Annotated in this window: 17 protein-coding genes and 1 pseudogene; 13 read left to right on the forward strand and 5 right to left on the reverse strand. The window is 47.1% G+C overall.

Annotated elements, in window-relative coordinates:
• The first annotated feature begins 150 nt into the window (after positions 1–150).
• From F4X88_13120 to F4X88_13175, 12 genes and pseudogenes are all read left to right on the forward strand, one after another.
• Positions 151–1,713, forward strand: a complete 1,563-nt coding sequence (locus tag F4X88_13120) for an NADH-quinone oxidoreductase subunit M (GenBank protein ID MYA57233.1) — start codon at positions 151–153, stop codon at positions 1,711–1,713.
• Between the two features lie 33 nt (positions 1,714–1,746).
• Positions 1,747–3,237 (forward strand): sodium:proton antiporter, encoded by a 1,491-nt coding sequence (locus F4X88_13125; protein ID MYA57234.1) that lies wholly within the window; start codon positions 1,747–1,749, stop codon positions 3,235–3,237.
• Between the two features lie 178 nt (positions 3,238–3,415).
• Positions 3,416–4,843, forward strand: coding sequence for an NADH-quinone oxidoreductase subunit N (locus F4X88_13130; GenBank protein ID MYA57235.1), 1,428 nt, complete (start codon positions 3,416–3,418; stop codon positions 4,841–4,843).
• 202 nt (positions 4,844–5,045) lie between these two features.
• Positions 5,046–6,014 (forward strand): Gfo/Idh/MocA family oxidoreductase, encoded by a 969-nt coding sequence (locus F4X88_13135; protein MYA57236.1) that lies wholly within the window; start codon positions 5,046–5,048, stop codon positions 6,012–6,014.
• 107 nt (positions 6,015–6,121) lie between these two features.
• A complete protein-coding gene (locus tag F4X88_13140; GenBank protein ID MYA57237.1) occupies positions 6,122–8,347 on the forward strand; it encodes a copper-translocating P-type ATPase in 2,226 nt (741 codons plus the stop codon).
• Positions 8,344–11,694 (forward strand): DUF3883 domain-containing protein, encoded by a 3,351-nt coding sequence (locus F4X88_13145; protein ID MYA57238.1) that lies wholly within the window; start codon positions 8,344–8,346, stop codon positions 11,692–11,694. The genes F4X88_13140 and F4X88_13145 overlap by 4 nt, the downstream gene beginning before the upstream one ends.
• Before the next feature lie 402 nt (positions 11,695–12,096).
• The gene (locus F4X88_13150) at positions 12,097–12,510 is read left to right on the forward strand and encodes a molecular chaperone Tir (GenBank protein MYA57239.1); all 414 of its coding nucleotides are present in this window, start codon (positions 12,097–12,099) and stop codon (positions 12,508–12,510) included.
• A 2-nt stretch (positions 12,511–12,512) separates the two neighbouring features.
• A complete protein-coding gene (locus F4X88_13155) occupies positions 12,513–12,950 on the forward strand; it encodes a hypothetical protein (protein ID MYA57240.1) in 438 nt (145 codons plus the stop codon).
• Between the two features lie 244 nt (positions 12,951–13,194).
• On the forward strand, positions 13,195–13,422 hold the full coding sequence (locus tag F4X88_13160) for a hypothetical protein (protein MYA57241.1): 228 nt from the start codon (positions 13,195–13,197) through the stop codon (positions 13,420–13,422).
• Between the two features lie 89 nt (positions 13,423–13,511).
• Positions 13,512–14,393 carry a hypothetical protein gene (locus F4X88_13165; protein ID MYA57242.1) on the forward strand — a complete coding sequence of 294 codons (882 nt, stop codon included), beginning with the start codon at positions 13,512–13,514 and terminating at the stop codon, positions 14,391–14,393.
• A 104-nt stretch (positions 14,394–14,497) separates the two neighbouring features.
• A pseudogene (locus F4X88_13170) lies at positions 14,498–17,177 on the forward strand (DUF1156 domain-containing protein).
• Between the two features lie 58 nt (positions 17,178–17,235).
• On the forward strand, positions 17,236–20,082 hold the full coding sequence (locus F4X88_13175) for a DUF499 domain-containing protein (protein MYA57243.1): 2,847 nt from the start codon (positions 17,236–17,238) through the stop codon (positions 20,080–20,082).
• On the opposite strand, the gene F4X88_13180 is transcribed toward F4X88_13175, so the two are convergent.
• The 3 genes from F4X88_13180 to F4X88_13190 form a co-directional block, all read right to left on the reverse strand.
• A complete protein-coding gene (locus F4X88_13180; protein MYA57244.1) occupies positions 20,025–21,044 on the reverse strand; it encodes a glycosyltransferase family 9 protein in 1,020 nt (339 codons plus the stop codon). The two genes, F4X88_13175 and F4X88_13180, sit on opposite strands and share 58 nt — an antisense overlap.
• 150 nt (positions 21,045–21,194) lie before the next feature.
• Positions 21,195–22,427: a glycosyltransferase family 1 protein gene (locus tag F4X88_13185; GenBank protein MYA57245.1), complete on the reverse strand. Its 1,233-nt coding sequence runs from the start codon at positions 22,425–22,427 to the stop codon at positions 21,195–21,197.
• A complete protein-coding gene (locus F4X88_13190; GenBank protein ID MYA57246.1) occupies positions 22,424–23,563 on the reverse strand; it encodes a glycosyltransferase family 9 protein in 1,140 nt (379 codons plus the stop codon). Before F4X88_13190 ends, F4X88_13185 begins: the two co-directional genes overlap by 4 nt.
• A gap of 61 nt (positions 23,564–23,624) precedes the next feature.
• On the opposite strand from F4X88_13190, the gene F4X88_13195 reads away from it, so the two are divergent.
• On the forward strand, positions 23,625–25,517 hold the full coding sequence (locus tag F4X88_13195; protein ID MYA57247.1) for a hypothetical protein: 1,893 nt from the start codon (positions 23,625–23,627) through the stop codon (positions 25,515–25,517).
• Between the two features lie 50 nt (positions 25,518–25,567).
• Here F4X88_13195 and F4X88_13200 read toward each other — a convergent pair whose 3' ends face one another.
• Together F4X88_13200 and F4X88_13205 are read right to left on the reverse strand one after the other, a co-directional pair.
• Entirely contained in the window at positions 25,568–25,915 is a 348-nt protein-coding gene (locus F4X88_13200; protein MYA57248.1) for an STAS domain-containing protein, read from the reverse strand.
• Positions 25,916–25,975: 60 nt separating this feature from the next.
• Entirely contained in the window at positions 25,976–26,920 is a 945-nt protein-coding gene (locus tag F4X88_13205; protein MYA57249.1) for a metallophosphoesterase family protein, read from the reverse strand.
• Positions 26,921–26,971: the final 51 nt, after the last annotated feature.

A 26,971-nucleotide genomic window follows, 5' to 3' on the forward strand; every position in this document is an offset into this window, starting at 1 on the left:
GGTTTCCTTTTAGGGACCCCAGGGGCGGGCAGTGTCTGCAGCGCAATTTGGGAAAACTTTTTTGGTTTTTTCCTTCGGCGTAGTTCTGGAAAAATTTCTTTAGGCGATGATTTATTCTTTTAGCCGATAACCATTAAAAAGGAGATTTTTTTGCTACTCTCAACAGTCATCTTTTTACCATTACTCGGCGTGATAGCGATCGCGTTGCTCAGAGGACTCGGGGCATCTGCTGTCAAAGGCACTGCACTTGTCATTGGACTCCTGACGTTTATTGTCTCGTTGGGGCTTTATACCGGGTTCGACACAACGACTGCAACGTTCCAAAACGTCACACAGCAGGCGTGGATCCCCGGTTTAGGGACAAGCTACCACATCGGCATCGATGGTATATCGCTATGGTTAGTGTTGCTTACAACTTTCCTGACACCGCTATGTATCCTTGCCGCATGGAACTCGATTGAGAAAGGGCTCAGCGGTTTTATGATGTCGCTCCTTGCTCTTGAGACCGGGATGTTGGGTGTCTTCTGTGCCTTGGACCTGTTCCTCTTTTTCGTATTTTGGGAGTCGATGTTGATTCCGATGTACTTCCTCATCGGTATTTGGGGGGGAGAACGCCGAATTTATGCCACTGTGAAGTTTGTGCTTTACACAATGGCAGGCAGTGCCCTCATGTTGGTTGGTATCTTGGCACTCTATTTCCAAAACAACAACAGTTTCGACCTCACGACGCTCAGCGGTCCGTTTGAACATTCACATCTATTGTTCTTGGCATTTTTCATTGCATTTGCCATTAAGGTTCCGCTTTTTCCCTTCCATACGTGGCTACCAGATGCCCACGTTGAAGCCCCCACGGCGGGAAGTGTAATCCTTGCCGGGGTGCTGCTGAAGATGGGAACCTATGGCATCATCCGATTTTGCCTACCCCTCTTTCCTGATGCAGCGGCTGAATTCACGCCATTGATCGTCCCGCTCGCTGTCATAGGCATTATTTACGGGGCATTGGTGGCGATGGTCCAACCCGATCTGAAAAAACTGGTCGCATATTCCAGTGTAAGCCACCTTGGATTTGTGGTGTTGGGGTTGTTTTCTAAAAATCCCGCCGGTATTCAAGGCAGCGTCTTACAGATGATTAATCACGGCTTGAGCACGGGCGCGTTGTTCCTTTTGGTCGGAATGATTTATGAACGACGACACAGCAGGATGATTGTGGATTTCGGAGGCTTGGCGAAGCGTATGCCTATCTTTGCTACAATTTTTATGGTGGTGACGCTATCCTCAATTGGGCTACCGGGTTTGAATGGATTCGTTGGCGAATATATGATACTGCTCGGTAGTTTTGTTCAGGGAGCCTTCTCAAAAATATATGTAGTTCTGGCAACTGGGGGTGTAATTCTCGCAGCCGTGTATATGCTATGGATGTTCCAACGCGTGATGTTTGGGACACTGGATAAGACAAATGAAGCCTTACCTGACCTGAACGCACGTGAAATCGTTGTGATGCTCCCCATATTGCTGTTCATCGTCTGGATCGGCGTTTATCCGAAACCTTTCTTGAATAAGATGGAGAAATCCGTAGGCCTTGTCGTGACGCAGGTGCAAACTGAACCTGCTATCGGACGCGCGGGAGAACGGATACAACAAGACACTGAACTCGCTCTACACGGAACACAGCGCGTCCAACGTGAAAAGATTGAAAAGGAGGCAGAGCAGTAGGAGCGATCTCCGAATCGCGACTCTCGATCATAAATGAAGTTTAAACTCACATCCGGTCTTATTTTTTGTGTAATTTTAGGGATTGCGCTGTTAGTTTCAGTGGGGGGTTCCTTCGGAGCAGACGACGCACATGGCGGTGATGCACACCACGGGCATGGCGTAGACGGTGCAAAATTGCCTATCTGGAGTATTATCCCGTTTGTTGGTATACTCCTCTCTATTGCGATTTTTCCACTCGTGTTGGATTCTCATTTCCTGGTCCACCACGGCGGCAAAATGTCATTGGTTTGGGCGTTAGCCTTCGCTATTCCGTATCTCATAGCGTTTCAAGGAGAAGCGTTTTACGACATTCTGCATATCTACCTGATAGACTATATCCCGTTTATTATTCTGTTATGGGGATTGTTCACGGTCGCGGGTGGAATTCTCGTGCGTGGGACATTACGTGGCACGCCCTTGGTTAACACGTTCTTACTCCTTATCGGCACTGCTATCGCCTCATGGGTCGGCACAACAGGCGCGTCGATGCTTCTCATCCGTCCCCTCATTCGAGCAAACGCGTATCGGCAAAGCAAGGTCCATCTGGTCATCTTCTTTATCTTTCTCGTAAGTAACATCGGAGGTTCTTTAACACCCTTGGGCGACCCGCCGCTGTTTTTGGGATTCTTGCACAACGTCCCTTTCTTCTGGACAACGACGGCTCTCTTTCCGCACATGCTGTTTATCAGTGTGATCTTAATTGTGCTTTTCTTTGTGTTAGACACATTCATGTTTAAACGGGAAGGCGGTGTCGTGCCAGATGATGGTACCAACGAACCAATCCGTGTAGATGGACTTTTCAATCTCGTCTTCCTCCTCGGCATCGTCGCTGCTGTCTTAATGAGTGGTAGTTTCAAGTGGGGAGAAGTCAATATCTTTGGTGTCCATGTATACTGGCAGAATATTACCCGCGATGTATTGATTGTCGTCATGGGTCTGTTATCTCTCAGGTTCACACCCTTCAGTGGTAAGTTGCGTCAGGCGAATGAGTTTTCGTGGGAGCCGATTGAAGAGGTCGCCAAAGTATTCGCCGGTATCTTTATGACCATTATTCCGGCGTTAGCGATTCTAAAGGCGGGTGAAAACGGCGAGTTACGTGGGTTAATTGGGGCAATAAAAGAACCGATGCACTATTTCTGGATAACTGGAATTCTGTCGAGTTTCTTAGATAATGCCCCGACTTATTTGACCTTTTTCAACACAGCACTCGGGAAATTGCATCTCACTGAAGCCATGATACCGGAAATTTTGTCTGGACAATTGACAGGTCCCGAACACTTAGAGTTCGTCAAATTGCTAACAGCTATATCTGTTGGAGCGGTGTTTATGGGGGCAAATACCTATATCGGTAATGCTCCGAATTTCATGGTGAAGGCAATCGCGGAACAAAGCGGTATCCGTATGCCGAGTTTCTTCGGATATATGCTCTGGTCGGTAGTAATTTTAGTCCCGCTCTTTGTGATTGTAACGTTTGTGTTCCTGTAGTGGTTATCAGTTATCGGTTTTTTGTGCTGCACTCCATTCGATTACGCGCAGATGTTTGGAGACATCATAAACCGTAGCCTGCAACAACGGCGCAGGCGGATGTTGGGAAAAAACCGTCAAATTTCTAACAGCGTCGTTCTTCCGCAAGGTAAAATTAAAAAGGAGATTTCGAATGCCAATAGAGATTAACTGGCAATTACTGATGCCGGAGCTGATTATCACTTTAACACTGCTCATCGTCCTCGTTTTTGACCTGTTCGACTCTATTTCAAAAGCGATTCTCGGCTGGATGACGATCGTTGGCGCTGGAATTGCACTATGGGTCTCTATCCAGATGCACCAAGCAGGCACTGTGGGCACCCAGTTCAACGACATGTTTAAGGTGGATAATTTCTCCCTCTTCTTCAACATCATTTTCCTTGTTTCGACGATTTTGGTCGCTTTGATTTCGATGAGTTATTTGAGCAGGGATGACAGAAAACAGGGACCTTACTACCTACTGATTCTGCTGGCGACCCTCGGTATGATGTTGATGGCTGCGGGCAATGAGTTGATTATTGTCTTCCTCGGATTGGAACTGATGTCGTTATCGTTGTATGTGTTGGCAGGCTACTTTCGAGATAATCCTGCGTCAAGCGAAGCGGGCATGAAATACCTGTTGCTCGGCGCGTTTGCCAGTGCATTTTTCCTTTACGGGATCGCTCTGATTTACGGGGGGGCAGGAACGACGAATGTCCCCGCGATCGCTGAGGCAATTACTGCCCCGAATAAATCGCCACTGTTGTTAGCAGGCATGTTCCTTCTGATCGTTGGATTTGGGTTTAAGGTCGCTATTGTTCCGTTCCACCAATGGGCACCCGATGTTTACGAAGGCGCGCCCACAACGATAGCCGCGTTTATCTCTGCCGGACCAAAGGCGGCAGGGTTCGCAGCCTTCCTCAGAATTTTCATGGAAGCCCTACCAAGCCTGCAAGTCGAGTGGAGTAGCGTTGTGATTGTATTGGCGATGTTAACGATGACTGTCGGAAATGTCATTGCCATTGCGCAGACGAGCATCAAGCGGATGCTCGCTTATTCAAGTATTGCCCATGCGGGTTACGTGCTCATCGGTTTGGCGGCTGCAAATAACGACGGAATTTCGAGTGCGATGCTTTATCTACTCGTTTATTGTGTCATGAACATCGGTGCGTTCGGTGCGGTCATCTTGGCGAAAACAGAGGACGGCGAGAGTCTCATGATTTCCGATTACGCCGGACTCGGTCTCCGAAAACCGTTACTTGCTATGTTTATGACGATTATGCTTTTATCACTCGCCGGTTTTCCACCGACTGCCGGGTTCGTCGGAAAATTCTATGTCTTCAAATCCGCAGTTCAGGCAGGGCATATCTGGCTTGTTATCGTGGGTGCCATCAATACAGCGATATCGGCGTTCTACTATCTCCGTGTTGTTGTCACGATGTATATGCGTGAACCCGAAGAGGAACTGAGCTTTACCGCATACCCAAGCACACTTGTTGTTGGGTTAATCCTCGCAGCGATTGGCGTATTACTCATAGGTGTTCTGCCATCGCTCATGCTCACGCCAGCACAGAATTCCGTTTTTTAATGCCTATCGGCTATCAGTTAAACACACATCACAAACTGTAGGGGCAGGTCTTGTGCCTGCCCAATATTTTCTAATAAACCGTTCGTTTCTCAACATTTCATAGCATCCGAAACGTAGCCTGTAATGAAATGGAAGGCGGCGTTACGTAAGGAAACATCAAAGTCCCGAACGACTTCATCGAACCGCAAGGAAACTTAAAAAAATGTCAGACGTTAGGTTAGGTTTTATCGGCACGGGTGGCAACATGAACCGTCACCTACGTGAATTAACCGAAATTGGCGGCACAAAATTCGTCGCCTTCTGTGATATTGTCATTGAGAAAGCGGAGCAGGCTGTTGCCCAATACGGTGGTAAAGCCTACGCAGACTATAATCAAATGCTCGCGAGCGAGGAATTGGATGCCGTTTATGTTTCAATTCCGCCGTTTGCCCATGGTGCCCCTGAGCGTGCTGTCATTGCTGCTGGACTGCCGATGTTTGTAGAGAAGCCAGTGCACATGGACACCAGTGAAGCGAAAGAGATCGCAGCTGAAGTCGAAGAAAAAGGGATCATCACCGCGACCGGGTATCAGGAACGGTATCTTGATATTATCGATAAGGCACAAGAACTTCTCGCTTCTCGACGCGTCGGATTTTTCATGGGATATTGGATGGGTGGTATGCCTGGTGGATGGTGGCGCGAGAAGGCGAAATCCGGGGGGCAGCTCATGGAACAGACGACACACGAATTTGATATGGCGAGATACCTCTTCGGTGAAGTCAAAACCGTCTATGCTGTCGCACGCAACGATATGATCCCGAATACCGATTACGATATTGAGGAAGCCTCCGCTGTCTCATTACACTTCGAGAGTGGTGTCTTCGGTGTTATGTTTTCCGCCTGCTTTACAACGAACGGGATGCGGCGTTCCGGTTTAGACATCTTCTGTGAGGACGGTTCGCTCGAATACCATCTCCGTAGCGCGTTGGTGCTCTCTACTGCTGATGAGACAACCACGTGGAATCCACAAAACAATTGCACAATTGATATGGACAGCACTTTTATTCAAGCAGTCCGCACAGGCGATGGCAGCGCAATCCGATCCCCTTATCCCGATGCCGCCAAAACCGCTATTTTATCTATCGCTGCCAACGAATCCCTTGAAACGGGGCTACCTGTCCACTTAGGCTAACTGAGAGACTTTTGCTTATTATATCCCTTCCTTGCATCTCTTGCCCGCGATGTGCTAAAATTGATAAAGAAACGCCAGTTCGATTAAGCAGCAGCTAATTGAAAAAAATGGAACATCAGATTAATCTACCCATCACTGGGATGCACTGCGAAAACTGTACAAGCACCATCACACGACATCTGAAAAAGATGGATGGTGTCCTTGCCGCAGAAGTTAGCCTCGCCACTGAATATGCGGCGGTTACCTTTGATGCGTCCACGCTCAGCGAGGAAACCATCGTCGATAAGATCCGAGATCTCGGTTTTGACGTTGTCGATGAAGGTGAAGAAGACACTGCCCGCGCTGCGGAATTCCAACGGCAAAAGAGGCAATTCACTGTCGGGATCATCTTCACGCTTCCACTCTTTCTCCTCAGTATGGGTAGAGATATGAATCTGTTAGGTGCGTGGGCATCAGCAGGCTGGGTTAACTGGTTCATGTTTGGCTTAGCATTACCGGTGCAGGGTTACGTTGCTTGGGACTATTACATCGGTGGTTTTAAAGCCTTGCGCCACGGATCCGCCAATATGGATGTCCTCGTCGCTATGGGTTCATCCGTAGCGTTCCTCTATAGCCTCGTTGTAACGATTGCATTGGGGATGGACGCAGGGACACGCTTTGGAACCCACGTCTATTTTGAGACAGCCGCGGTTATCATTACGTTGATTAAGTTAGGGAAACTGATCGAAGCCCGCGCCAAAGGTAAGATAAACGCAGCCCTCAAAAAGCTCCCTCAACTGTCCCCCCAAATCGCGTGTCGCCTAAAAAACGGCGAAGAACAACACATCCCTATTGAACAGGTCGGCATAGGCGATGTCCTTCTCGTACGTCCCGGCGAAAGTATTCCTGTTGATGGTGTGGTGCGGAGCGGCAAAAGTGCCATTGATGAAAGCGTCTTCACCGGAGAAAGCCTGCCCGTGGATAAGGGACCCGGCGACCCTGTGACCGCAGCAACGATGAATCAGAGCGGAATGCTTACAATGGAAGCCACGCATATCGGCGCAGAAACGGCACTTGCGCGTCTTGTCCAATTGGTCCAAACAACCCAACAGAGTAAACCACCCATCCAACGCGCCGCCGATGCGGTCACAAACGTGTTTGTGCCTATTGTCTCTGGGGTCGCCATTGTGACGTTTCTTGTGTGGTGGTTCCTCCTCGGAGAAGGCTTCACCCCAGCAATGCTCCGTTTAGTTGCGATCCTTGTCACAGCCTGCCCATGTGCGTTGGGACTCGCCACCCCAACCGCCGTTATGATGGGGACGGGTATCGGCGCACAGCGCGGCATCCTCTTCCGAAACGGCGAAGCACTCGAACGCGCGGGAGACTTAACCACAATTGTCCTCGACAAAACAGGCACCTTGACAGAAGGGAAACTCAGGCTTACCGATATTCTCACGGATACAGACGCATCAGAACTCCTACAACTATGTGCCGCCGCGGAGCGTGGCAGCGAACATCCCATCGGAAGGGCAGTTGTCCAAGCAGCTAAGGAACGTGGACTGGATATCACTACACCGAGCCAGTTTGAAGCCGTCACTGGGCACGGTATCACCGCACGGGTCGGTGAAAACAGCGTCATCATCGGCAATTTATCCTTAATTCAACAGCACAGCATTTCGACAAGGAGATTTGAAGAAGACGCAGCGCGTCTGCAGACCGAGGCGAAAACCGTCCTATGGGTCGCCATTGATGAGCAGGTTGCTGGACTTCTGGCGGTGGCGGACACCTTGAAATCGGAAGCGCACGCTGCAGTCTCGGAACTCTACGAACTTGGATGTACTGTGGTAATGATGACTGGGGACAACCGCGTTACGGCTGATGTGATCGCCAAGGCGGCGCGGATTGGCGATGTCATGGCAGAACTCAAACCCGAAGATAAAGCAGCCGCCGTTAAGCAGTTACAGGCGGAAAATGGTGGACTCGTCGCGATGGTAGGTGACGGTATCAACGATACCCCCGCATTGGCACAAGCCGATATCGGTATCTCCCTCGGCACCGGCACCGATATTGCCAGGGAGACAGCAGACGTGACGCTCATGCACAGCGATTTGCGTGGACTCCCCGATGCGATTCGGCTCAGCCGTGTGACGATGCGCACCATTAAACAGAACCTGTTCTGGGCGTTCTTCTACAATGTGCTTCTCATTCCTGTTGCAGCGGGTGCACTGTATCCACTCTCTTTTGTGCCGATGATGTTTCGGGAGTTACACCCGATGCTTGCAGCGTTCGCGATGGCGTTTAGCAGTGTATCTGTTGTGCTAAACAGCCTGCGTCTGCAATGGAAAAAGACATGACATCTAATATCACTTACGGCACAATAGTTGAAGGTCCTCTATGGTCCGAGCCTGTTCAAGTTTTGGCTTACCATCCACTTCCTGATGGCGGTTTCCATATTGTCGGCACCCTTGCAAATTCGCAAGCACCTATCAACGAGGAGATCACGGCAATAGAGGCGGGTGAATTACAGATTGCTCGGTCAGAAGTGAATTTTACCGGCAATGCGCGCCATGCTTTTCTCAGTCTTGAAGCGAAACGGTACCGATATGCAGCCCTTTACAATCCTACCTTCGCTATTAGTATCTCCAAAGTAGATCCACTGCCGCATCAAATTGAAGCCGTGTGGCAGGTTCTTAAGCAGACGCGTATCCGTTTCCTCATTGCTGATGATCCCGGGGCTGGTAAAACAATTATGGCAGGCCTCATAGCGAAGGAACTCAAACTCCGAAACCAGGTCAAACGTATACTGATTGTTGCCCCTGGACACCTAATCACACAATGGACCGAGGAGATGAACATACGATTTGAGGAGAATTTCATACATGTCACACGTGCCCTCGTCAACACCCATCCATACGAAAACGTCTGGAGTCGAGAACAACAACTAATCACCTCTATAGATTTTGCCCGACAGGATGAAATCCGCGGAGCAATCGCTAATACCCATTTCGACCTGGTTATTGTTGATGAAGCACATAAAATGGCGGCCTACCAATATGGAGATAAAGTTGAAAAAACCAAAAGGTATCAGTTAGGTGAATGCCTCTCTAACTGCACGACACATCTTCTTTTTCTTACAGCAACACCGCATAGAGGAGACTCTGAGAACTTCCGACTCTTCCTTGACCTCCTTGAACCCGGTTTTTTTGCAGACCCGATCCAAATCCAGGAATCGATTAAGAAAAACGACAATCCACTTTTCATCCGACGTGTGAAGGAAGACCTCAAAGATTTTGATGGGAAAAAACTATTCCTACCACGCCACGTTCAGACAAAGCCATTTCGTCTCGGTGCGGAATCCGAAAGTGAAATGGAGCTCTATAACGAGCTTTCCGAGTACATTCGTGAGCAATATAACAGGTTTTCCGAAAATTCACAGAAGCGACACAATATCGCATTCGCACTTGTCATCTTGCAGCGGCGACTTGCATCCAGCACCTACGCTCTGTCCGTTTCCCTCAAACGCCGACAACAACGTCTTAAAGAATTGCTGCAGAATGCCACACTCCACACGGACACTATTCCCACTGAGCAGCAGCGTGATGAAGTAGAAGATCTCGGTGAAACCGAACGTTGGGAGCGCGAAGAACAGTGGGAGGTCCTCTCTGTTGCCGAAAATAGAGATGAGTTAAAAAATGAAATTGAGACCCTTAAACACCTTGAGCGGAAAGCAGAACGTATTATTGAAAGTGAAAGTGAAATTAAATTACAAGAACTCAACAAAGCACTTGATGAATTAAACGCACGATATCCAAATCAAAAGATTCTTATCTTTACTGAATACTTTGATACGTTAGATTACTTGGAGCAGAAAGTAAAAGAATGGGGATTTTTCGTATCGACTATTCATGGAAAGATGCCGCATGAAAAACGGGTGGAGGTCCAACACACCTTCGAGAATGAAACACAGATCCTTATTGCAACGGAAGCCGCAGGTGAAGGTATAAACCTCCAATTCTGCCATTTGATGATTAATTACGACCTACCGTGGAATCCGAATCGTCTTGAACAGCGGATGGGACGGATTCATCGCTATGGTCAAAAAAAAGAGGTTCACGTTATCAACCTTGTAGCTTCCGATACGCGGGAAGGGGCTGTCTTCACCCGTCTCTTTGACAAACTTGATACCATTCGGAGCGAACTCGGAACTGATCGCGTCTATGATGTTATTGGAGAACTTTTTCCCCAACGAAATCTGGCACAACTTATGCTTGGAGCCGCAGCAAACACACGTGACCATACTCAACTTCTTCAGGAAATTGACACCGCCCTTGGTTCGGAGCAGTTAGATTTTTTTAAAAATTTCAACGAAGATACACTTGTCTCACCTTATATCAATCTGCCTCAGGTGAGCGAACTCCAGCAACGACTGCGTGAGCATGGGCTTATCCCGGAGTATACACGCGAGTTCTTTCGGAAAACCTTTGAAACCCTCAATAGCACACTTCGCTCGCGCAAAGATGAGTTTTTCAGAATTGATCGCATCCCAATTCAAATAACAAGAATTAGTCAGGATACCCAATTCAAGCAGATGTACCCATCGTTAACACGCAAAAACTATCCGAAAGTAACATTTGATAAAGCCCATACAGCCACGGATTCAACGGTTGAATTCATCTCTTTCGGTCACTCGCTCTTTGAGGCGGTTCTCCACTATGTAGAAAAGGAATACACCGAGGATTTAAAAACAGGTGCCTGTTTCTCAGATCCAGATGGCAGATTCAACGGCATTATCGCTTTCTATGAAGGTGAAATCCGAGATGGAACAGATACAACTGCAGGGAAACAACTTTTTGCTTTCTACCTGCCTCAAGATTCGGAGTCCATGGAACAGATTAATCCGACAGTACTCTGGGATTTCCAAGAAGCGTCCCCAACATTAGAACCGATACAGATACAGGAACTTGAAGATAAGATAAGCGGGCAAGTACGCCTGCGTTTAGATGAATATAAGAAGGAACTTACTGAAGAACGGAAAAGACAAGTAGACATCAAAAGGAAATACGGCATCACCTCATTAGAGAGGCTCATCTTGAATCTGGATAGTGAGTTACTGGACCTCGCCATTAAAAGCGACAATGGAGAAGATGTCAAACGGCTGGTCCAAAACAAGACAGAACAAAAGGATCGCTATGAGGATGAAATGAAGAAGTTAGAGCAATCCTGTCAGCGAGAAGTTACACTTGTTAGAAAGCCACCTGTCTTTACTGGAGCCATTCGTATCCGCCCTGCTATGGAGGGCGATGAGACAGAAACACCAATACACAATAGGTTGGAAATTGAACAAATTGGCATGCAGCATGCCATCCACCATGAAGAAGCACAAGGCTGTGTTGTAGAGGATGTCTCAGCAGAGAGTCTCGGTTTCGATCTGCGATCAAAAACACAAGATGGTAAAATTCGATGCATTGAGGTTAAAGCTCGGTCCGACCGTGCCCCCGTGGTTCTCACCTCTAACGAATGGTTCAGAGCAAAACAACTCAAAAATGACTATTTTCTCTATGTTGTCCTCAACGCTGCAACACATCCTGAATCTTATATTATCCAAAACCCTGCAAGCCAGATAAGTGCCGTTCGACAGATTACAGAGGTAAGGTATCAGGTGCCGCTTTCGGAGATAACAAAACGTCGCGAACCAGTTTAGTTTCCTGTAACTCCCGTAGGTTGGGTTGAACAGATCCCCAAGATCAACGCTGTCCCACAGAAAATACGAGAACGCTCAAATACACTCAATAGACAGCAAAACCAGTGAAACCCAACACTTGAGTTTGGACAAAAACTTCACATACCCTCTTTGAAAAAATCGAGTTGATGCTTTAAATTTAACATGTTATAATAATCTAACATGAGTTTGATAAATACTGAGAGGCAGACGCATTCCCTCTTAAAGTCCCCCTGATAAGGGGGATTTAGGGGGTTAACTCCGTAAAAATAGCGTCTTTTTTCTTAAATGTACCTCTGTCTTGGTTTCTCGGACTTTTTTCAAACTGGCGTTAACCTAACATTAATTACATGAATAACATGGAAACTGCTATTGGAGATCAGTATTGTGAAAACCTATAACCTTTTTATTAGTCATTCTTGGACCTATAGCGACGCGTACGAAAAATTGATTAATTTGTTAACGAAAAGGTCATACTTTCCCTACCGTGATTATTCTGTTCCCAAAGATGATCCTCTACATACAAGTGGTACCGACAAAGCCCTTTATGCAGCGATAAAGAAAAAAGTAAGTCCTTGTAGTGTCGTATTGATATTAGCAGGCGTTTACGCAAGTTATAGCAAATGGATCGACAAAGAAATCCAAATGGCACAAACCGAATTTTTGTATCCTAAACCCATTCTTGCCATTGAATCGTGGGGCAGTGAAAAAACCTCTGTTAAAGTAAAAAATGCGGCAGATAAAATCGTTGGCTGGAACACAGAAAGCATTGTTTCCGGTATTCGGGAGTTGGCATAAACATGGATGAAAAGCAGGAATTGTTAGAAATCTACAAACTCCACACGCAACTCGCAGACAATGTTAGCAATCGTCGTGCAACCGCGAACCGTTTTTATATACTGGTTTTGCCTGGGTTAGCAGTGCTTTTTTCCGCTTTCCTACAGCATGAAAACGGAGTACCACTCGGATGGCTTATGATAGGTTTCGGACTATTTGGTATGCTTTTAGCGGCAGCGTGGTATATTGTCATTCGCTCTTATCGCCAACTCAATTCTGGTAAATTTAAAGCGTTGCACGAATTGGAAGAAAAACTGGCTTATCCATTTTTTAAACGCGAATGGGAATTGCTTACGTTGTGTTTACATTCCATCATCAAAATCGTCCGGAAGTCAGTGCCTATCAGAATTTACGTCTATAGATCAAATGGATATTGCAGAACTATGGAAGCCTTGCCATGACTGGATCCGGAGCCACAATGTAAACACTACCTAGTGAAGGAAAAGATTTCAAGAGTTATTGGAAACTGTCTGTTGTTGAGACCTTTATCCCTGGAATCTTTTTTTTCGTTTTTTTAGCATTGATGATTGTTGGAATTTATTTGGAGATAATTGGTGCCGGCGGGACCCAATAAAAATTATCTGTCTTAATCACTTGATGAAGATTCACCTGATAGATCTAATTCTGAAAAAGGAGACCTAAACAATGGCTCATGCAGTAAGTTATATTCCCTTCCATCGCGTGAGGAATTGGAAAGTGGGCGATAGGATCATCGTAGATGGAATTCCTGGGCAAATTCGTGATATTGCTGAATTTGAGAATCCCTCAGGAACCGGAGAGACAATTGCCTCCATCGGTGTCGTGTACGACAATGAACCCGGTGTAATTAGACTTGTTGAGTATGATCGACACCAACTCAAACTTGAACGCTAACTACTATAAAAATCTGGAAAATCCTCAGCAAAAACCATTCACCATGGTAGGTTAGACAACCTTTTCACGATAATACATAAGGAATTAAGATGGAACAACAGAACCAAGCGATATTGACGAGAGAGTTGTCTCAGCCGATTGCCGCTTGTGTTTTTTCTAAGGATGATTTGAAAAATCTTTGTGAAGTATTGCAAGAGTGGTCATTTAAAGCATCAGATGAGGAAATAAAACATTACAGTCCACTCAATCGAACACCAGAACAATTTAGTGCAGATATTACAGCACTGAAGTCTGGTTTTGAACTAAAGGTGACTGTACAAGGAATAGATGATGAAAGGATTTATGGAACGATCTCAGATGTATTTAACTCTCCTCGTTTTCCTGATCAGGTTAAAACACTTTACATCAATAGTGAATCAGATTTAAGAAATTTGTACAATTGGTTCCCCAGAAATCGATTTGAACTGTTATTAGATTTCACAAAACCCGAACTTTTCAATTTATCACTATTATCCTCCAGAGCTACACCAAACGCCAGCAACATAAATGTTTCTGGATTAGATTCCACGTGGGTTAGTGGTGTATATGGTGAAATCGCAAATTTTATTGAGAAAAATAGAACACGTCGCGGTTTTTTTCATAGACATAGCATTTATGATTTGTTTCTTCTTCTCATAGGACTCCCGTTCGCTTTTTGGATGGCATACAAATTATCAGGACCGATAAACAGCATATTTGGTGAATTTTCTGTATTCGTTCAAAATGGAGCCTATGTTTGTCTGTTCTTCTTGATGTTACACTTACTCAAAATACTGTTTGACTATGCCAGATGGATTTTTCCCATTGTTGAGTACAAAAGTTCAGCAGATAATGCAGGCAAACATAGATACATCTTGGGGGGTTTAATAATAGCGATTTTCGGGAATTTCCTTTACGATCTATTTAAATTTGCTGCTGCTCTAATCCCATAAACTTAAGCTCCTTTTCCTAAAAATTCCTTGTTAAACAATAAATTTGACAATTAAGTCGCTATCTGGTATCATATCCGCAATTTTGTGAATGAATGGATTTATAGATGAGTAAAAACAAACGTATCATTGAAGTCGCCTTCCCCGTCGAGGAGGTCAGTAAACAAGGTCGCGGCAAAAACCAAATCTCTGGAATCCACAAATGGTGGGCACGCCGTCCCCTCGGGCCCTCGCGCGCTACGGCTTACGCTGCGCTTGTAGACAGCGATTTATCCCCCCCCTGCTTTACAAAAGATAAGTAATTCAGGCGTTGATGGAACGCTAACTCCACCTAAACACGATTTCATCGCCGAACTCGCCAAGTGGGAGAATGCCCTCAAACCTCTCTGGATTCAGCAAGCAAAAGAAGATATTCTGGAATCTCACAATAGTAAGGCTCCTAAAGTGCTGGATCCTTTTGGTGGACGCGGTTCTATTCCCTTAGAAGCACAACGGCTTGGCTGTGAAACTCATTCTTGTGACATCAACCCTGTTGCTATTCTAATTCAGAAATGTACGCTTGAATATCCACAAAAATATGGGCAACGTCTCTATGATGATGTTAAGAAATGGGGCGAACATATCCTCGCCGAGGTGACCGAGGAGTTACACCCGTTCTATCCGAAAGACTCCGACGGCTCCGAGATTTACGCCTACATCTGGGCCCGTACCCTTCCGTGTCAAAACCTAACCTGCAGTGCCGAAATTCCACTTATTAGCCAGTTTTGGTTGGCAAAAAAGACAAAAATACAGAGGAAGAAAAAGATTACCCTCCTTCCTTATGAAGAAAAGGGACAGATTGCTTTTAATATAGTTGGGAACGGTTACAAATCAATGCCGGAAGATTTTAATCCCCAAAGTGGTACAGTCACTGATGCTAAGGTTACTTGTCCACTCTGTAAAAATACAATATCTGATACGGAGACACCCAGTCTCTTCCGAGACGGAGAAGCAGACGAAAGGTTGCTTGTTGTTGTTACCAAACACCAACAGAATAAAAATAAACAGTATCGTCTTGCAACGGAGGCGGATAAGGAGGTGTTCAGTGCCGCGAAGAACAAACTTTCTGAAAAAGAGAAGGAACTTGCTGTTAAATGGGGAGTTAGCCCCATACCAAATGAGGAGACCCCGAGCAATAAAGTATTGGGCTTCAGAATTAGTAATTACAATCTAAATACTTGGGGTGAACTCTTCAATGAGCGCCAACAACTCTCCCTCATCACCTTTACCGAGAAAATTAGAGAAGCATACCCACAGATGCTTTCCCAAGAAAACTACAGTCCCGACTACGCCCAAGCAGTCTCTACTTATCTTGGGCTCTGGCTTAGTTCCATAGCGATGCGATCAGCAAACCTTTGTCGATGGGGAAATACGACTGAATCAGTTGTAGAAATGTTTGGTATGCAAACCGTGCCAATGGTCTGGGACTACGGAGAAGCAAATTCTGTAGATGTAGCGGTTAATCGGTTAAAGAGTTTGTTAAAGCCTATGACTCACTTGTGTCAGATGAACGACGAACCTGTTACTATACAATGCTCCTCGGTAACGGATCTACCATATCCTGAGAATACCTTCGATGCTGTGCTAACGGATCCACCCTATTACGACAACATCCCCTACGCCTATCTCTCCGATTTTTTTTACGTATGGCTAAGACGGAGTATTGGAACTCTCTATCCGAAACTCTTTGAAACGGATTTAACTCTCAAAGATGAAGAAATCGTGGCGTATAGTCACCATGCCGGTGGAAAACAGGGCGGAAAAGTGTTTTTTGAAACAGAACTCTCCAAAGCCTTCAAAGAGATGCATCGCGTGCTAAGACCCAACGGCATCGCTGTCATCGTTTATGCCCATAAATCCACCGAAGGTTGGGAAACTCTGATTAACGCCCTATTGGACTCAGGACTTGTGGTGACAGGAGCGTGGCCAATTGATACAGAGATGAAATCTCGTCAGCGATCATTGGACTCCGCAGCCCTTGCCTCCTCTATCTACATGGTAGCGCGCAAAAGAGAGCGGGAAGCGTTCGGGATCTATCAGGATGTAAAAAAAGAGTTAGATATCTATCTTGAACAGAAACTCTTTACCTTATGGGAATGGGGTTTCTCTGGTGCCGATCTGTTTATTGCGGCAATTGGTATTGGTATTGAGGTATTTGGGAAATACGAAACAGTCATTGATGACGATGACAACCTCATTCGCGCAGATAGGATAATAGGGGACATCAGGGAAATATTGGAGCATTTCGATGGTGAACAAGCGGGCATAGCTGGTACACGGCTCACACGATTCTACCTCCGCTGGCGGCGGGAACACGGAGAAAAATCGGTAATTTTTAACGATGCGCGCGAACTCGCGCTCTCCCTCGGTATTGAACTCATAGAAGAGTGGGGGGAAGACAGCTTTATCCAGCAGGAGAAAACAAACGTGCGCGTGTTAGGTCCGCAAGAACGGGAACAGACTGACCTCTCTAAGCGTGAGGAGCTGATTGATGTTCTGCACCATGTGTTGCTGTTATGGCGTTCGGGGAACCGGGCTGAGATGGTCCAACGGCTTTCAAAAGATCGTATCGGTATAAACGAACTGATATGGAATGTCGCACAGCAAATCAGTGCAGCACTCCCAACAGATAGCCAAGAACGCCAATGGCTTGAAGCATGGCTGGCAGACCGGGATACTATTCAGCGCGAAGTACAAAATCTTTTAGAAACGCCTGAAGAGGGAACATTGTTTTTAATCGCAGATTGATGCAAGTGAAATCCAATATAGAATAGAATCGGAGATAGGCACAGCCTAACAGGAAACCATGCTATGGAAGAATGGAAAAGGAGTACTCATGAGATTACCTCCCTTTGAAACCATCGCGAAACCGCACAACGATATATTGAAAGGCAGGTTTACGGCAGACACTTATGCTGCAAGACTTGGACGAGTCGTCAAAAATGAGGGCCCCCTTGAGTACAGAAACGCCCAGCGGTTTTTTGAGAGGACACACGAGACAAATGGATTGATGTCTCTCCTAAATGGTGTAGAAGGTCGTTTGAAAGGACGCAATCGGCAAAACCAAGATCCAATCGTCCAACTCCAGACCCCCTTCGGCGGCGGAAAAACGCACACGCTCATTTCGCTCTACCATAAGGCAAAAGAGTGGAACGCTCTCCCTGTAGTGATTGTCGGATCAGACATGGACCCCGGACAGGGAGATACCTTTTGGGGATCTATTGAGCAGCAACTCACGGGCGGTCTCCAACGTTTTAAAAAGCAAGTCGCCCCGGGCACAGAGAGTCTCTCCGAGATGTTCACTGATACGAAACAACCGGTACTCATCTTGATGGACGAAGTGCTGAACTATCTTGAACGTGCCGCGGGGGTACCAATTCAGAAAAGCACATTAGCAGAACAGACTCTGGCATTTATGCTGTCCTTAACAGAAGCAGTTGCATCTAACAATAATATCGCTTTTATTGTGACTCTACAAGAGAGTGAAGTCGCACCGATTGAAGATAAGTATTCACTCTTCACTGATCTCCTCACACGCATGAGACGCGTGGTCACCCCGGTTGAAGATGCCGAAATCGCCAGTATCATTCGGAAACGGCTTTTCGGAGAGGTTAACCTCAATGAAGTCAAGCGGATGGCTCGGGAATTCGCAAAATACGCCAGACAGGAGAGTATTCTTCCGCCCGGCATTCAAGAATCCGAATATCGCAAACAATTCGTGGAAAGTTATCCGTTCCAGCCCGAAGTTATTGATGTCCTCTATCAGAGGTGGGGGAGTTTCCCGAACTTCCAGCGAACCCGGGGAGTGCTTAGGTTTCTCTCACGCGTTGTCCATCGCGTAAGCGGTAAAAACCGACCCTACATCACGCTCGCAGATTTTGACCTCACTGACAGCGACATCCGTGATGAACTCTTAGAGCACATTGATGCCCCCTACCGAGGGATCATCGCCAGTGATATCACAGGACGCACTGCCGGTGCGAAAGCCGTTGACACAAAATTGGGAGGCACTTATCAACATTTGGCATTAGGCACGCGCACCGCGACTGCTATCTTTCTCTATTCTTTTACAGGCGGCATGGAACGGGGAGCAAAATTGGATGAGATCAAACGGAGTGCAGCCGTTCTGGAACATCCCTCGGCTATCGTAGATACAGTAAAACACCTGCTCACTGAACACCTCTTTTACCTCCGCACTGAGAACGGGACTTCCTATTTTGACACCCAACCCAACTTAAGACGAATTGTGCAGACCCGAATGGACAATATTGACGATAAAGTTGTGGCGGGACGCAACAGTACACAACTTCGGAAGAGTTTCAAATCGAGTGGGTATCTTAAAACCTACATTGCGCCAAAAGATGGAACGGATATTCGCGATACCGACGACTTAAAACTCATTGTGTTATCCAAACGAGATGACGCGTTTTGCCAAAACCTCGTAGAGAATCGCGGTGAAACACCGCGTATCTATCGCAACACCCTATTTTTCATTATTCCATCCGCCGGGGAAGCGAACCAATTAAAGACAGAAGTTAAATCAGTGATCGCTCACGAGGAAATTAAGAAAGATAATTCCCTAAATTTATCAACTACTCAGAAAAAAGAGATTGATACTGCATTAAAACAGTCTGATAGTGCGTTAGAGAATGCAGTGCGTCAGGATTACCGCATTGTTCTGATACCAACAAAAGAGGGATTTCGTGAGGAAGATCTTGGGTTGCCCGCCGCTGGTATGAGTACCCCGTTTGATGAAACAGTCTATGAGATGCTCCGTGTGAAGTCTGAAATTTTAACAAGCATTGGACCTCGAAATATCTCAATCCGCTATCTGAAGGATAATGATACTGTGTCAACCTCACAGTTGTTCCACTCCAGCCTTCGTTCCCCGGGTGAAACGCGTGTGCTCCGCGAGGCATGGATAAACGGCATCCGTCAGGGGGTTCAGGATGGACTCTTTGCACTTGGAGAGAAAGCAGGCGGCAAACTCGTTCCACGCTACTTTAAAGAACTCCCATTAGAAGTTACTTTGGACAACGACGAAGTCATTATACAACCTAACCTCATTCGGGAAAGTATTACGTCAGAAGACATTTTACGGGACTATCTAATGGACAACAAGGCGGTCTCAACCTCTCAGCCGTTCCAATACAACCAGCAATCCACTAACGAGCCGCGATCGCTTCGCAGTACTTGGGAGATGGCAATCCGTGAAGGTATCCAAAAAGGCACATTTGGGATCGGGGATAAACTGGGCGCTGAAGTCATTCCACGTGCTTTCAGGGAAGAAACTCCACCTATTACCTTGAACGATAACGAGGTTCTCATCCAGGCATCACTTTGCACGAGGCTGATTGCCCATCCACCACAACCAGACTTAAGACCAGCAGGAAATCAAAGTGGTCCGGAGACACCGCCGCCTGATCCAGGATCGACATCAGCAGCAAATCTGCCTCGGAAATCAATTGGCATCCGATTTACATTACCGCAAGGGAAGGTAAGCAACGTGGCACAGCATTTCAACCAATTGCAAACCAACTTTCAAAACATGCAAATTGAACTAAAAGCCTCCGATGGTGAAATCTCACAAGATGCTTACGAGGAACTTAAGGAGAATTTACGGGCATTAGGAATTGAGATTGAGGAAATATAACTCTCCACTGCTTCCAATACCTGTTCCACTGTAATCCCCGCAATCACTTCACAGCTACCAGCACCGCATCCCCCCGGATACCGCCCCGGATGGCAAGGATTGCAACCCAGATTTATCCCGCTCTGCAAAACTGTATGTGGGGCGCCGTAGGGACCGCTCCGAATATGGCTCGTTGAACCGAAAAGCGCAACGACAGGTGTTCCGACAGCGGCTGCGATATGCATCGGTCCCGTGTCATTTCCAATATACACATCACACGCAGAGATGAGTGCCGCGAGGTGTCGAAGATCGTCCGTTTGGACGAGCATGGGGGGGACATCCATCTTTTCCGCGACCTGTGCTTGGAGGGCTCGCTCATTCGGACCCGCAAAGAGTAAAATCGTTGCATTGCGCTTCTTTGCTAAAATGCTCGCGACCTCCGCATAGTTCTTTCCGTCCCACAACTTATATTCCCAGTTCCCACCGGGATGGATCCCGATTAGCAACCCTTCTGATTTAAGACCTCCCTCGGCAAGAAAATTATGTGCAGCAGTCCGCTCCACTTCCGTCAATGCTACGAGTGGATGTGCATTGGTTGTGTCAACGCCTTGTCTCTGAAGCACTTCTAAATATCGAGTGACAGCATGGCGATTGCTTTCACGGCGTGCCATCCCCCAGTGTTCCGCGCCGATACATCGCGCCATCAGACTGTCGCGTAGGTTGACAACGAGATCGAATTTCTCAAGTCGTAAGGTTCTGATGAGACGCAGTCTCCCTTTCCAACCGGCGTGTTCGCCTTGATTGTCATAAATGAGCGTTGCATCAATATTGGGATCCGTCGCAAGCAGGTCAAACGCTCGCGGTCCGACAAGGAAGGTAATGTGAGCATCTGGGAAGTGTTTTCGCAGTGGTTGGATAACGGAAGTAGACAGGACCGCATCACCGATAAAAGAGAAACTAAAGACGAGAATTTTCTTCAGCATTTTTTAACTATGTGCGTCTGAGTGGTATCTCTGTTTTCAATACCGATCTAAAATAATTAGAAATCTACTTTAGATTACGAAAGGTTTATTAACATTATTAACAATTGAAAGACTGCGAGGACAACGGACGCAGCAGCTCAGAGTTAATAGTTAAAAGGATTCAATCAGATCAACGGCTGTCGTCAACCCGTCTTCCACTTCTATCTGTTCTCCTAACACCTGCGCACGCGCAGTCATCGCAGGCGTTTCCAAGACCTGCTGAATCCGTTTTGCCAAACGTTTGGCAGTCAGGTTTCGACGGTGTAGGTGCCTCGGCGCAACGCCCAAATCCGACAGACGTTTTCCCCAATACGGTTGGTCTGCATGATGCGCAACAACAACAGAAGGGACTTTAGCACGACACACGGATGCTGTTGTTCCAGCACCACCGTGGTGCACAACGCAACTTCCCTTCGGAAACAGCCATTGATGCGGCACATATTCGGTGCAGAAAATATCTGATGGTGTCTCTTTTGTGCCGAGTTGCCCCCAACCTGATTGGATAATCGCGCGTTGGTTCGCCTTTCTGACAGCGTCGATGAGGAGTTCTGTTGTCTCACGTCCATTGGATCCGCCCATAGACCCGAACGTAATGATAACCGGCGGTGGTCCCGCCTCCAAAAAAGCGATAAGCTCAGATGGCGGCGTATAGGATGGAGAGGCAAGGTGCCATACACCCGTGAATCTGTGGTTCGATGGGAAATCAGCCGGTGGACAAAGTACTGGAGATGCGGCAATAAGATTCAGGTCGGGGGAATACATTCCCTCCAACATCATGGACGTCCGCGGCTGTCCACCAACGGAGATAATGAATTGATTAAAAAGACCATCTACACTTGACTTAAGATGTAGTTGCGCTACTTTCCAGACGATTGCATTGAATACGCGTCCCCAATTTGGAAACGGATAAGGCGCAAAATCGAGACATTTTATGGTGGCAGGACAATACGTCACAGTGACCCAGGGAATTCCGTTAGCGGTCGCCGCCTCTTGGGCAGGAATATCCACTGAATGACAAACGACTAAATCCCATCCTTTCATCGCTGCCAAACAATCTTGATACCACTTTCCCCCACGGCGCACAATCCCTTCCTCTACAATGAACTGTAGCATGGCAAGCGGGTTGCGCTTCGGGATAATGGCATCCATCGCCGCGTGAAACTCTTCCAAATCAAACGCAACTCCGATTTCATAGAATTCCGCCCCGATCTCAAGTATCTTGTCTTTATAAAGCGCGAGCGCGCAGACACGCACTTGGTGCCCGCGTTCAAGTAGTCGCTCCGATAACGCTAAAACAGGATATACATCTCCGGTTGTCCCCCAACAGACGACAACGACTTTCATATTTTTTTTCTCTCTATAGTCAGCAGGGCTGTGTCCCAAACAGGTTCAACAGGCAGTTTTTTCGTGCACTCCCATCCGATTTTACACTTATGTGCGCTACAGGGCCAGCACGGCATATCCCGCCGCACGATAGCGGCGTTTTCACTCAATGGATGCCACGCCACATGATCCGTCGGACCGAAGATTGCTACCGTTGGTACATCCAATGCGGCGGCGAGGTGCATCGGGCCAGAATCGTTGCAGACGACCAAATCGCAACACGATAGCAGTGCCCCCAACCTGCGAATAGTTTCTGGGGCATGTGTAATAGCGGGGAACTTCATCGCTTTCTGAACATTGAGCGTCAATGCCGCCTCTCCGGGACCGTGTAAAAGGAGTATCGTAGCATTGTAGTGGTATGCCAGTCTGTCTGCGAGTTCGGCATACTGCTTTTCGGGCCATCGTTTATCTAAGGAACTCCCACCAGGATGGATACCGATGAGAAATGCATCGTCTCCGATATCCCACGCGGCAATCCGTTTTTTGGCGATGCCAATCTCATTAGGCAACAAACGGAATGTGAGTTTCCGTTCGCCTTCTCCGTTACAGATTAATCGGACGAGTTCTAAATTTCTGTCAACTTCGTGGGTTTCGCCTTTTGGATATTTACCGCGCCACGCGTGTGTGAGGATGGATTTGAAGCGTTTCTGATAACGCCCCAGACGATATGGTGCGCCAGAGAGAAAAGCAACCAGATGGGACCACGTTGCTGTCTGCATGGCAACAACGAGTTGATATTTCTCACGGCGTAACTCTCGGTAGAATTGGAACTTTGCAAATAGCCCTTGATCTTTTCCGTCTGGATCAAAGAGGAGAATTCTGTCCACATCGAGGTTGCCGATGAGCACAGGGGCATTAAAGGGTCGTGCTAATACTGTGATCTCCGCTGACGGATAGTTTTCTCGCAACAACGAGATCGCCGGGGTCGAGTTCAACAAATCTCCGATCCCGTCAACGCGGATGACGAGTATCTTATTGATGTTAGGAAGTGGCGCATTAGTGTCCAAACCGCGGGGTAGCATAGCTTTTCCTTTGTGTGTGAAGTTAAAGTGTTCTTTATTATAACACGAAGCAAAGGAAATGGCAAATCCCAGCATACGGCGTTTAACATGGACGTATCGTCTGTATTGACATCAGAAAGTATGATATACTATGACTATGCGGCACAGAGTACCCCCTACAACTGAGATCAATCAGAAACCGTCAGTGCTCCGTTTTCTTTTCGGGACACTCGTCTTCGGTTCAATCCTTATCGTCCTCACCTGTTATTGGATCATCTCCGCAGAAAACCGGGTGGTGTGGGAACTGACCGATTTTTCTATCTTTCCGACGGTGCTTTTCACCTTTTTTCTTCTCGCCCTCATCACCCCGCTCCTCAAAAAGGTTTTCAGAGGTTTCACACCTACAGCCCGTGAACTGGCATTGACGTATACGATGGTATCCGTGGCAACTGCGCTCGCGGGACACGACATCGTTCGGCAGTTAGTGCCGATGATTGCCAATGCAGGCTGGTTCGCAACCCCAGAAAATGAATGGTCAGATCTTTTCTTCCGATTCATGCCCACATGGCTAACGATTACGGATCGCGGGATTCTACAGGGGTATTTTGAAGGTGATGATACGTTTTGGCAGGAACACTATCTAAATGCGTGGATGTGGCCCATTGTGGCGTGGAGTGGGTTGGTGATTGTCATCCTGTTTATGATGCTGTGTGTTAATATTATCATCAGGAGACAGTGGATTGACCACGAGAAGTTGAGTTATCCTTTGACGACTCTACCTGTCGAATTGCTCGGTAATACGTCTACGCTTTTTCGCAATCAGTTGTTTTGGCTCGGTTTCGGCATCGCATTTGGTCTGGAGATTCTGGCAGGTCTGAACTACCTTTTTCCTGTGATACCCTCCCTCAAAATCAAGTATCAACTCTACTTTTCTGAACGTCCGTGGAACGCAGTAGGACGTTTGCCGGTCTATGTCTATCCATTTGCGATTGGGTTTGGGTATCTCATGCCGTTGGAATTGTCGTTGTCGTTTTGGTTTTTCTACCTATTTTGGGGTGCGCAGCGGGTCTTTTTCAGCGCAACAGGATGGACAACCGCCATCGGTTTACAAACAGAGCAACGCGCCGGGGCATGGCTTGGCATTGGGACCCTCGCACTCATCACAAGTCGCCGACAGATTCTGGGAGTCCTCGGCGGCGTGTTTTCCTTTAGATCCAAAGACGGTTTATACCGTCTTGCTGTTTTTGGATTGATAATCGGTATGGCATTTGTGTTGGGGTTCTGGTATTTCGCTGGATTGTCACCGTGGGTTGTGCTCGGCTATTTCAGTATCTATTTGGTGTTATGCCTTGGGATGACACGTATGCGTGCCGAACTCGGACCCCCGACCCATGAACTGCACAATGTGCATCCCGACAGGATTATGTTGCTGTTTGCTGGGAGTCGACCATTGGGCGCGCAAAATTTAACCAATACGACCCTCCTCTCATGGCTTGCGTACGGTTACCGATGCCATCCGATGCCGCATCAGTTAGAGGCGTTCAAAATCGGTAGGCATTTCCGTTTGAGCGAGAATCGGTTGGTTGTTGCGCTGATTGTGGCATCAATTGTGGGAACAATCATTTCGATTGTTGGACATGTGGCACTCTATTACGAATACCGATTTGCACATTGGGGTGTTGGTGAGTTTAACCGCTTGCAAAGTTGGATTGTCGCGCCACGGGCACCGAATCTACCGGCTATCCAGCATATCGTGTCTGGTTTCCTGTTCACGGGTGCGCTCACGTTTCTGAAACGTCAATTTTTATGGTGGCCCCTGTATCCCGTAGGCTATGCAGTCGGTAACGGTTGGGCGATCGGTTGGATGTGGTTCTCAATATTTCTGGGATGGCTCTTCAAGCAGTTACTTTTCACAGGGGGTGGGGTCCGAGCCTATCGCAGGGCATTGCCGCTATTTTTGGGTTTCGTCTTCGGTCAGTTTCTCGCGGGGAGCCTCTGGAGTTTGATAGGTGTCGTGTTAAATATGAACATGTACACACTTTTCCCGTGAAGGGATAATTTGTGTGCTGCATCCACTGTTCTCAAACGACGCACAAGGTATCAGAAGTCCTCTAATGCGGCTGCTTCGGATTCAAAGACCCCTATACTCTGTGTCAGTCCAATGGTATTGAAGATATTTCGGACCTGTGTAGACGGATGGGCGACGCGTAGCATTTGTCCTTTCTCTCGCATCTTCCAAAGCAGTCTGATGATCTCACCGAAGCCACTACTTGTGATGAAACTCCGGCGTTCAAAATTGAGCAAAACCTTTTCAGCGTCCTGAACTTCAGTGTTGGCGTAAGCCTCACTCAACATAGCTTCCGAAGCATCGGTGAGATAGCCGGTAATGTCAAATATTGCAATCTTTCCTTCGTGTCGAATAGAGATTTGAGAATTTGCCCTCACAATTTCCTCCTATAAGATCCATCCTGAATTCGTTAACCCGATTATTAGTTGCAGTGCAGTCCGTTAATCTTCGGTAAAAGTTCGCTGAAGTGGCGTATGTTCCGGTTGTTTTTGGACGATCGTCCCATCATCCAGATGAAGCCACGTTTCAAATTGACGCTCGCCTTCCTGTAAAGTTATGACGCGTGCACCACGGGGAAATCCGTCTCTGCCGTAAGTATTGTAGCCAGAAGCGCGCCCATAGCACAAGCGAATTCCGTGCAAATTCCCCCAGAAATCGTTAATATGTTCGTGTCCAACAAACGTTCCCATGACATCGCCGGCTTCATGCATCGCAGCGAAGAACCCAGTATTCAGTCGAGGCGCGCAAACGTTCTCATATTTCACCCCGTAGCAGGTGTGAAAGTCCCATACCTCATCATATTCAGGGATTGGAATGTGAAAAAAGGCGAGTGCCGGAAGTGGATGTCCCGCGCCAGCAGTGAATTTTGCGGATTCTTGCAGGTACCACGCAATTTGTTCCCGTTTAATCCAATCATAGCCATCAATACGTGTTTGGGAGTAGCTGCCGGAATCGATAAAATAGAGGAGGGCTGCGGATACATTCTCCTCAGAACCTTGGATGGGTAAAACATAATTTCCGACACCGGGTATCTCTGTGGGTCCTGGTGCCGCGAGAGAGAATGTGCCTTCTTGCAGGACTGCCATCAATTCGTCGCGATCAGCGGTCCCTTCATCGTCGTGATTTCCGAAAACCGCCGCCCACGGTGCACCGCATCCTTCTACGATTTTAACAACTTCTCGGAGAGAATCAGCGGCATTGTTGCACCCACCGCCCGATAAAATATCGCCTGTCAGTACAATTAAATCCGGAGATTCAGCTTTCGCGATTCGTACCATCAGGTCCGCTGATTGCTGATCAGGTTCTTCACCATTCTCCCAATGAATATCTGTAAATTGCACGATTTTGAAACGATGATCCCTGTGGAACTTCAATGTATTTTTCACTATCTATTGTTCTCCTTCCCCCTTAATCATAACATAATTCGCAAAAATTGC

This window comes from Candidatus Poribacteria bacterium, from assembly GCA_009839745.1.
Lineage (GTDB): Bacteria > Poribacteria > WGA-4E > WGA-4E > WGA-3G > WGA-3G.

Coding starts and splice junctions, on each gene's coding strand:
- F4X88_13125 (MYA57234.1), top strand. CDS start 1,747: ATGAAGTTTAAACTCACATCCGGTCTTATTTTTTGTGTAATTTTAGGG.
- F4X88_13135 (MYA57236.1), top strand. CDS start 5,046: ATGTCAGACGTTAGGTTAGGTTTTATCGGCACGGGTGGCAACATGAAC.
- F4X88_13140 (MYA57237.1), top strand. CDS start 6,122: ATGGAACATCAGATTAATCTACCCATCACTGGGATGCACTGCGAAAAC.
- F4X88_13145 (MYA57238.1), top strand. CDS start 8,344: ATGACATCTAATATCACTTACGGCACAATAGTTGAAGGTCCTCTATGG.
- F4X88_13155 (MYA57240.1), top strand. CDS start 12,513: ATGGATGAAAAGCAGGAATTGTTAGAAATCTACAAACTCCACACGCAA.
- F4X88_13160 (MYA57241.1), top strand. CDS start 13,195: ATGGCTCATGCAGTAAGTTATATTCCCTTCCATCGCGTGAGGAATTGG.
- F4X88_13165 (MYA57242.1), top strand. CDS start 13,512: ATGGAACAACAGAACCAAGCGATATTGACGAGAGAGTTGTCTCAGCCG.
- F4X88_13175 (MYA57243.1), top strand. CDS start 17,236: ATGCTATGGAAGAATGGAAAAGGAGTACTCATGAGATTACCTCCCTTT.
- F4X88_13180 (MYA57244.1), bottom strand. CDS start 21,044: ATGCTGAAGAAAATTCTCGTCTTTAGTTTCTCTTTTATCGGTGATGCG.
- F4X88_13185 (MYA57245.1), bottom strand. CDS start 22,427: ATGAAAGTCGTTGTCGTCTGTTGGGGGACAACCGGAGATGTATATCCT.
- F4X88_13190 (MYA57246.1), bottom strand. CDS start 23,563: ATGCTGGGATTTGCCATTTCCTTTGCTTCGTGTTATAATAAAGAACAC.
- F4X88_13195 (MYA57247.1), top strand. CDS start 23,625: ATGCGGCACAGAGTACCCCCTACAACTGAGATCAATCAGAAACCGTCA.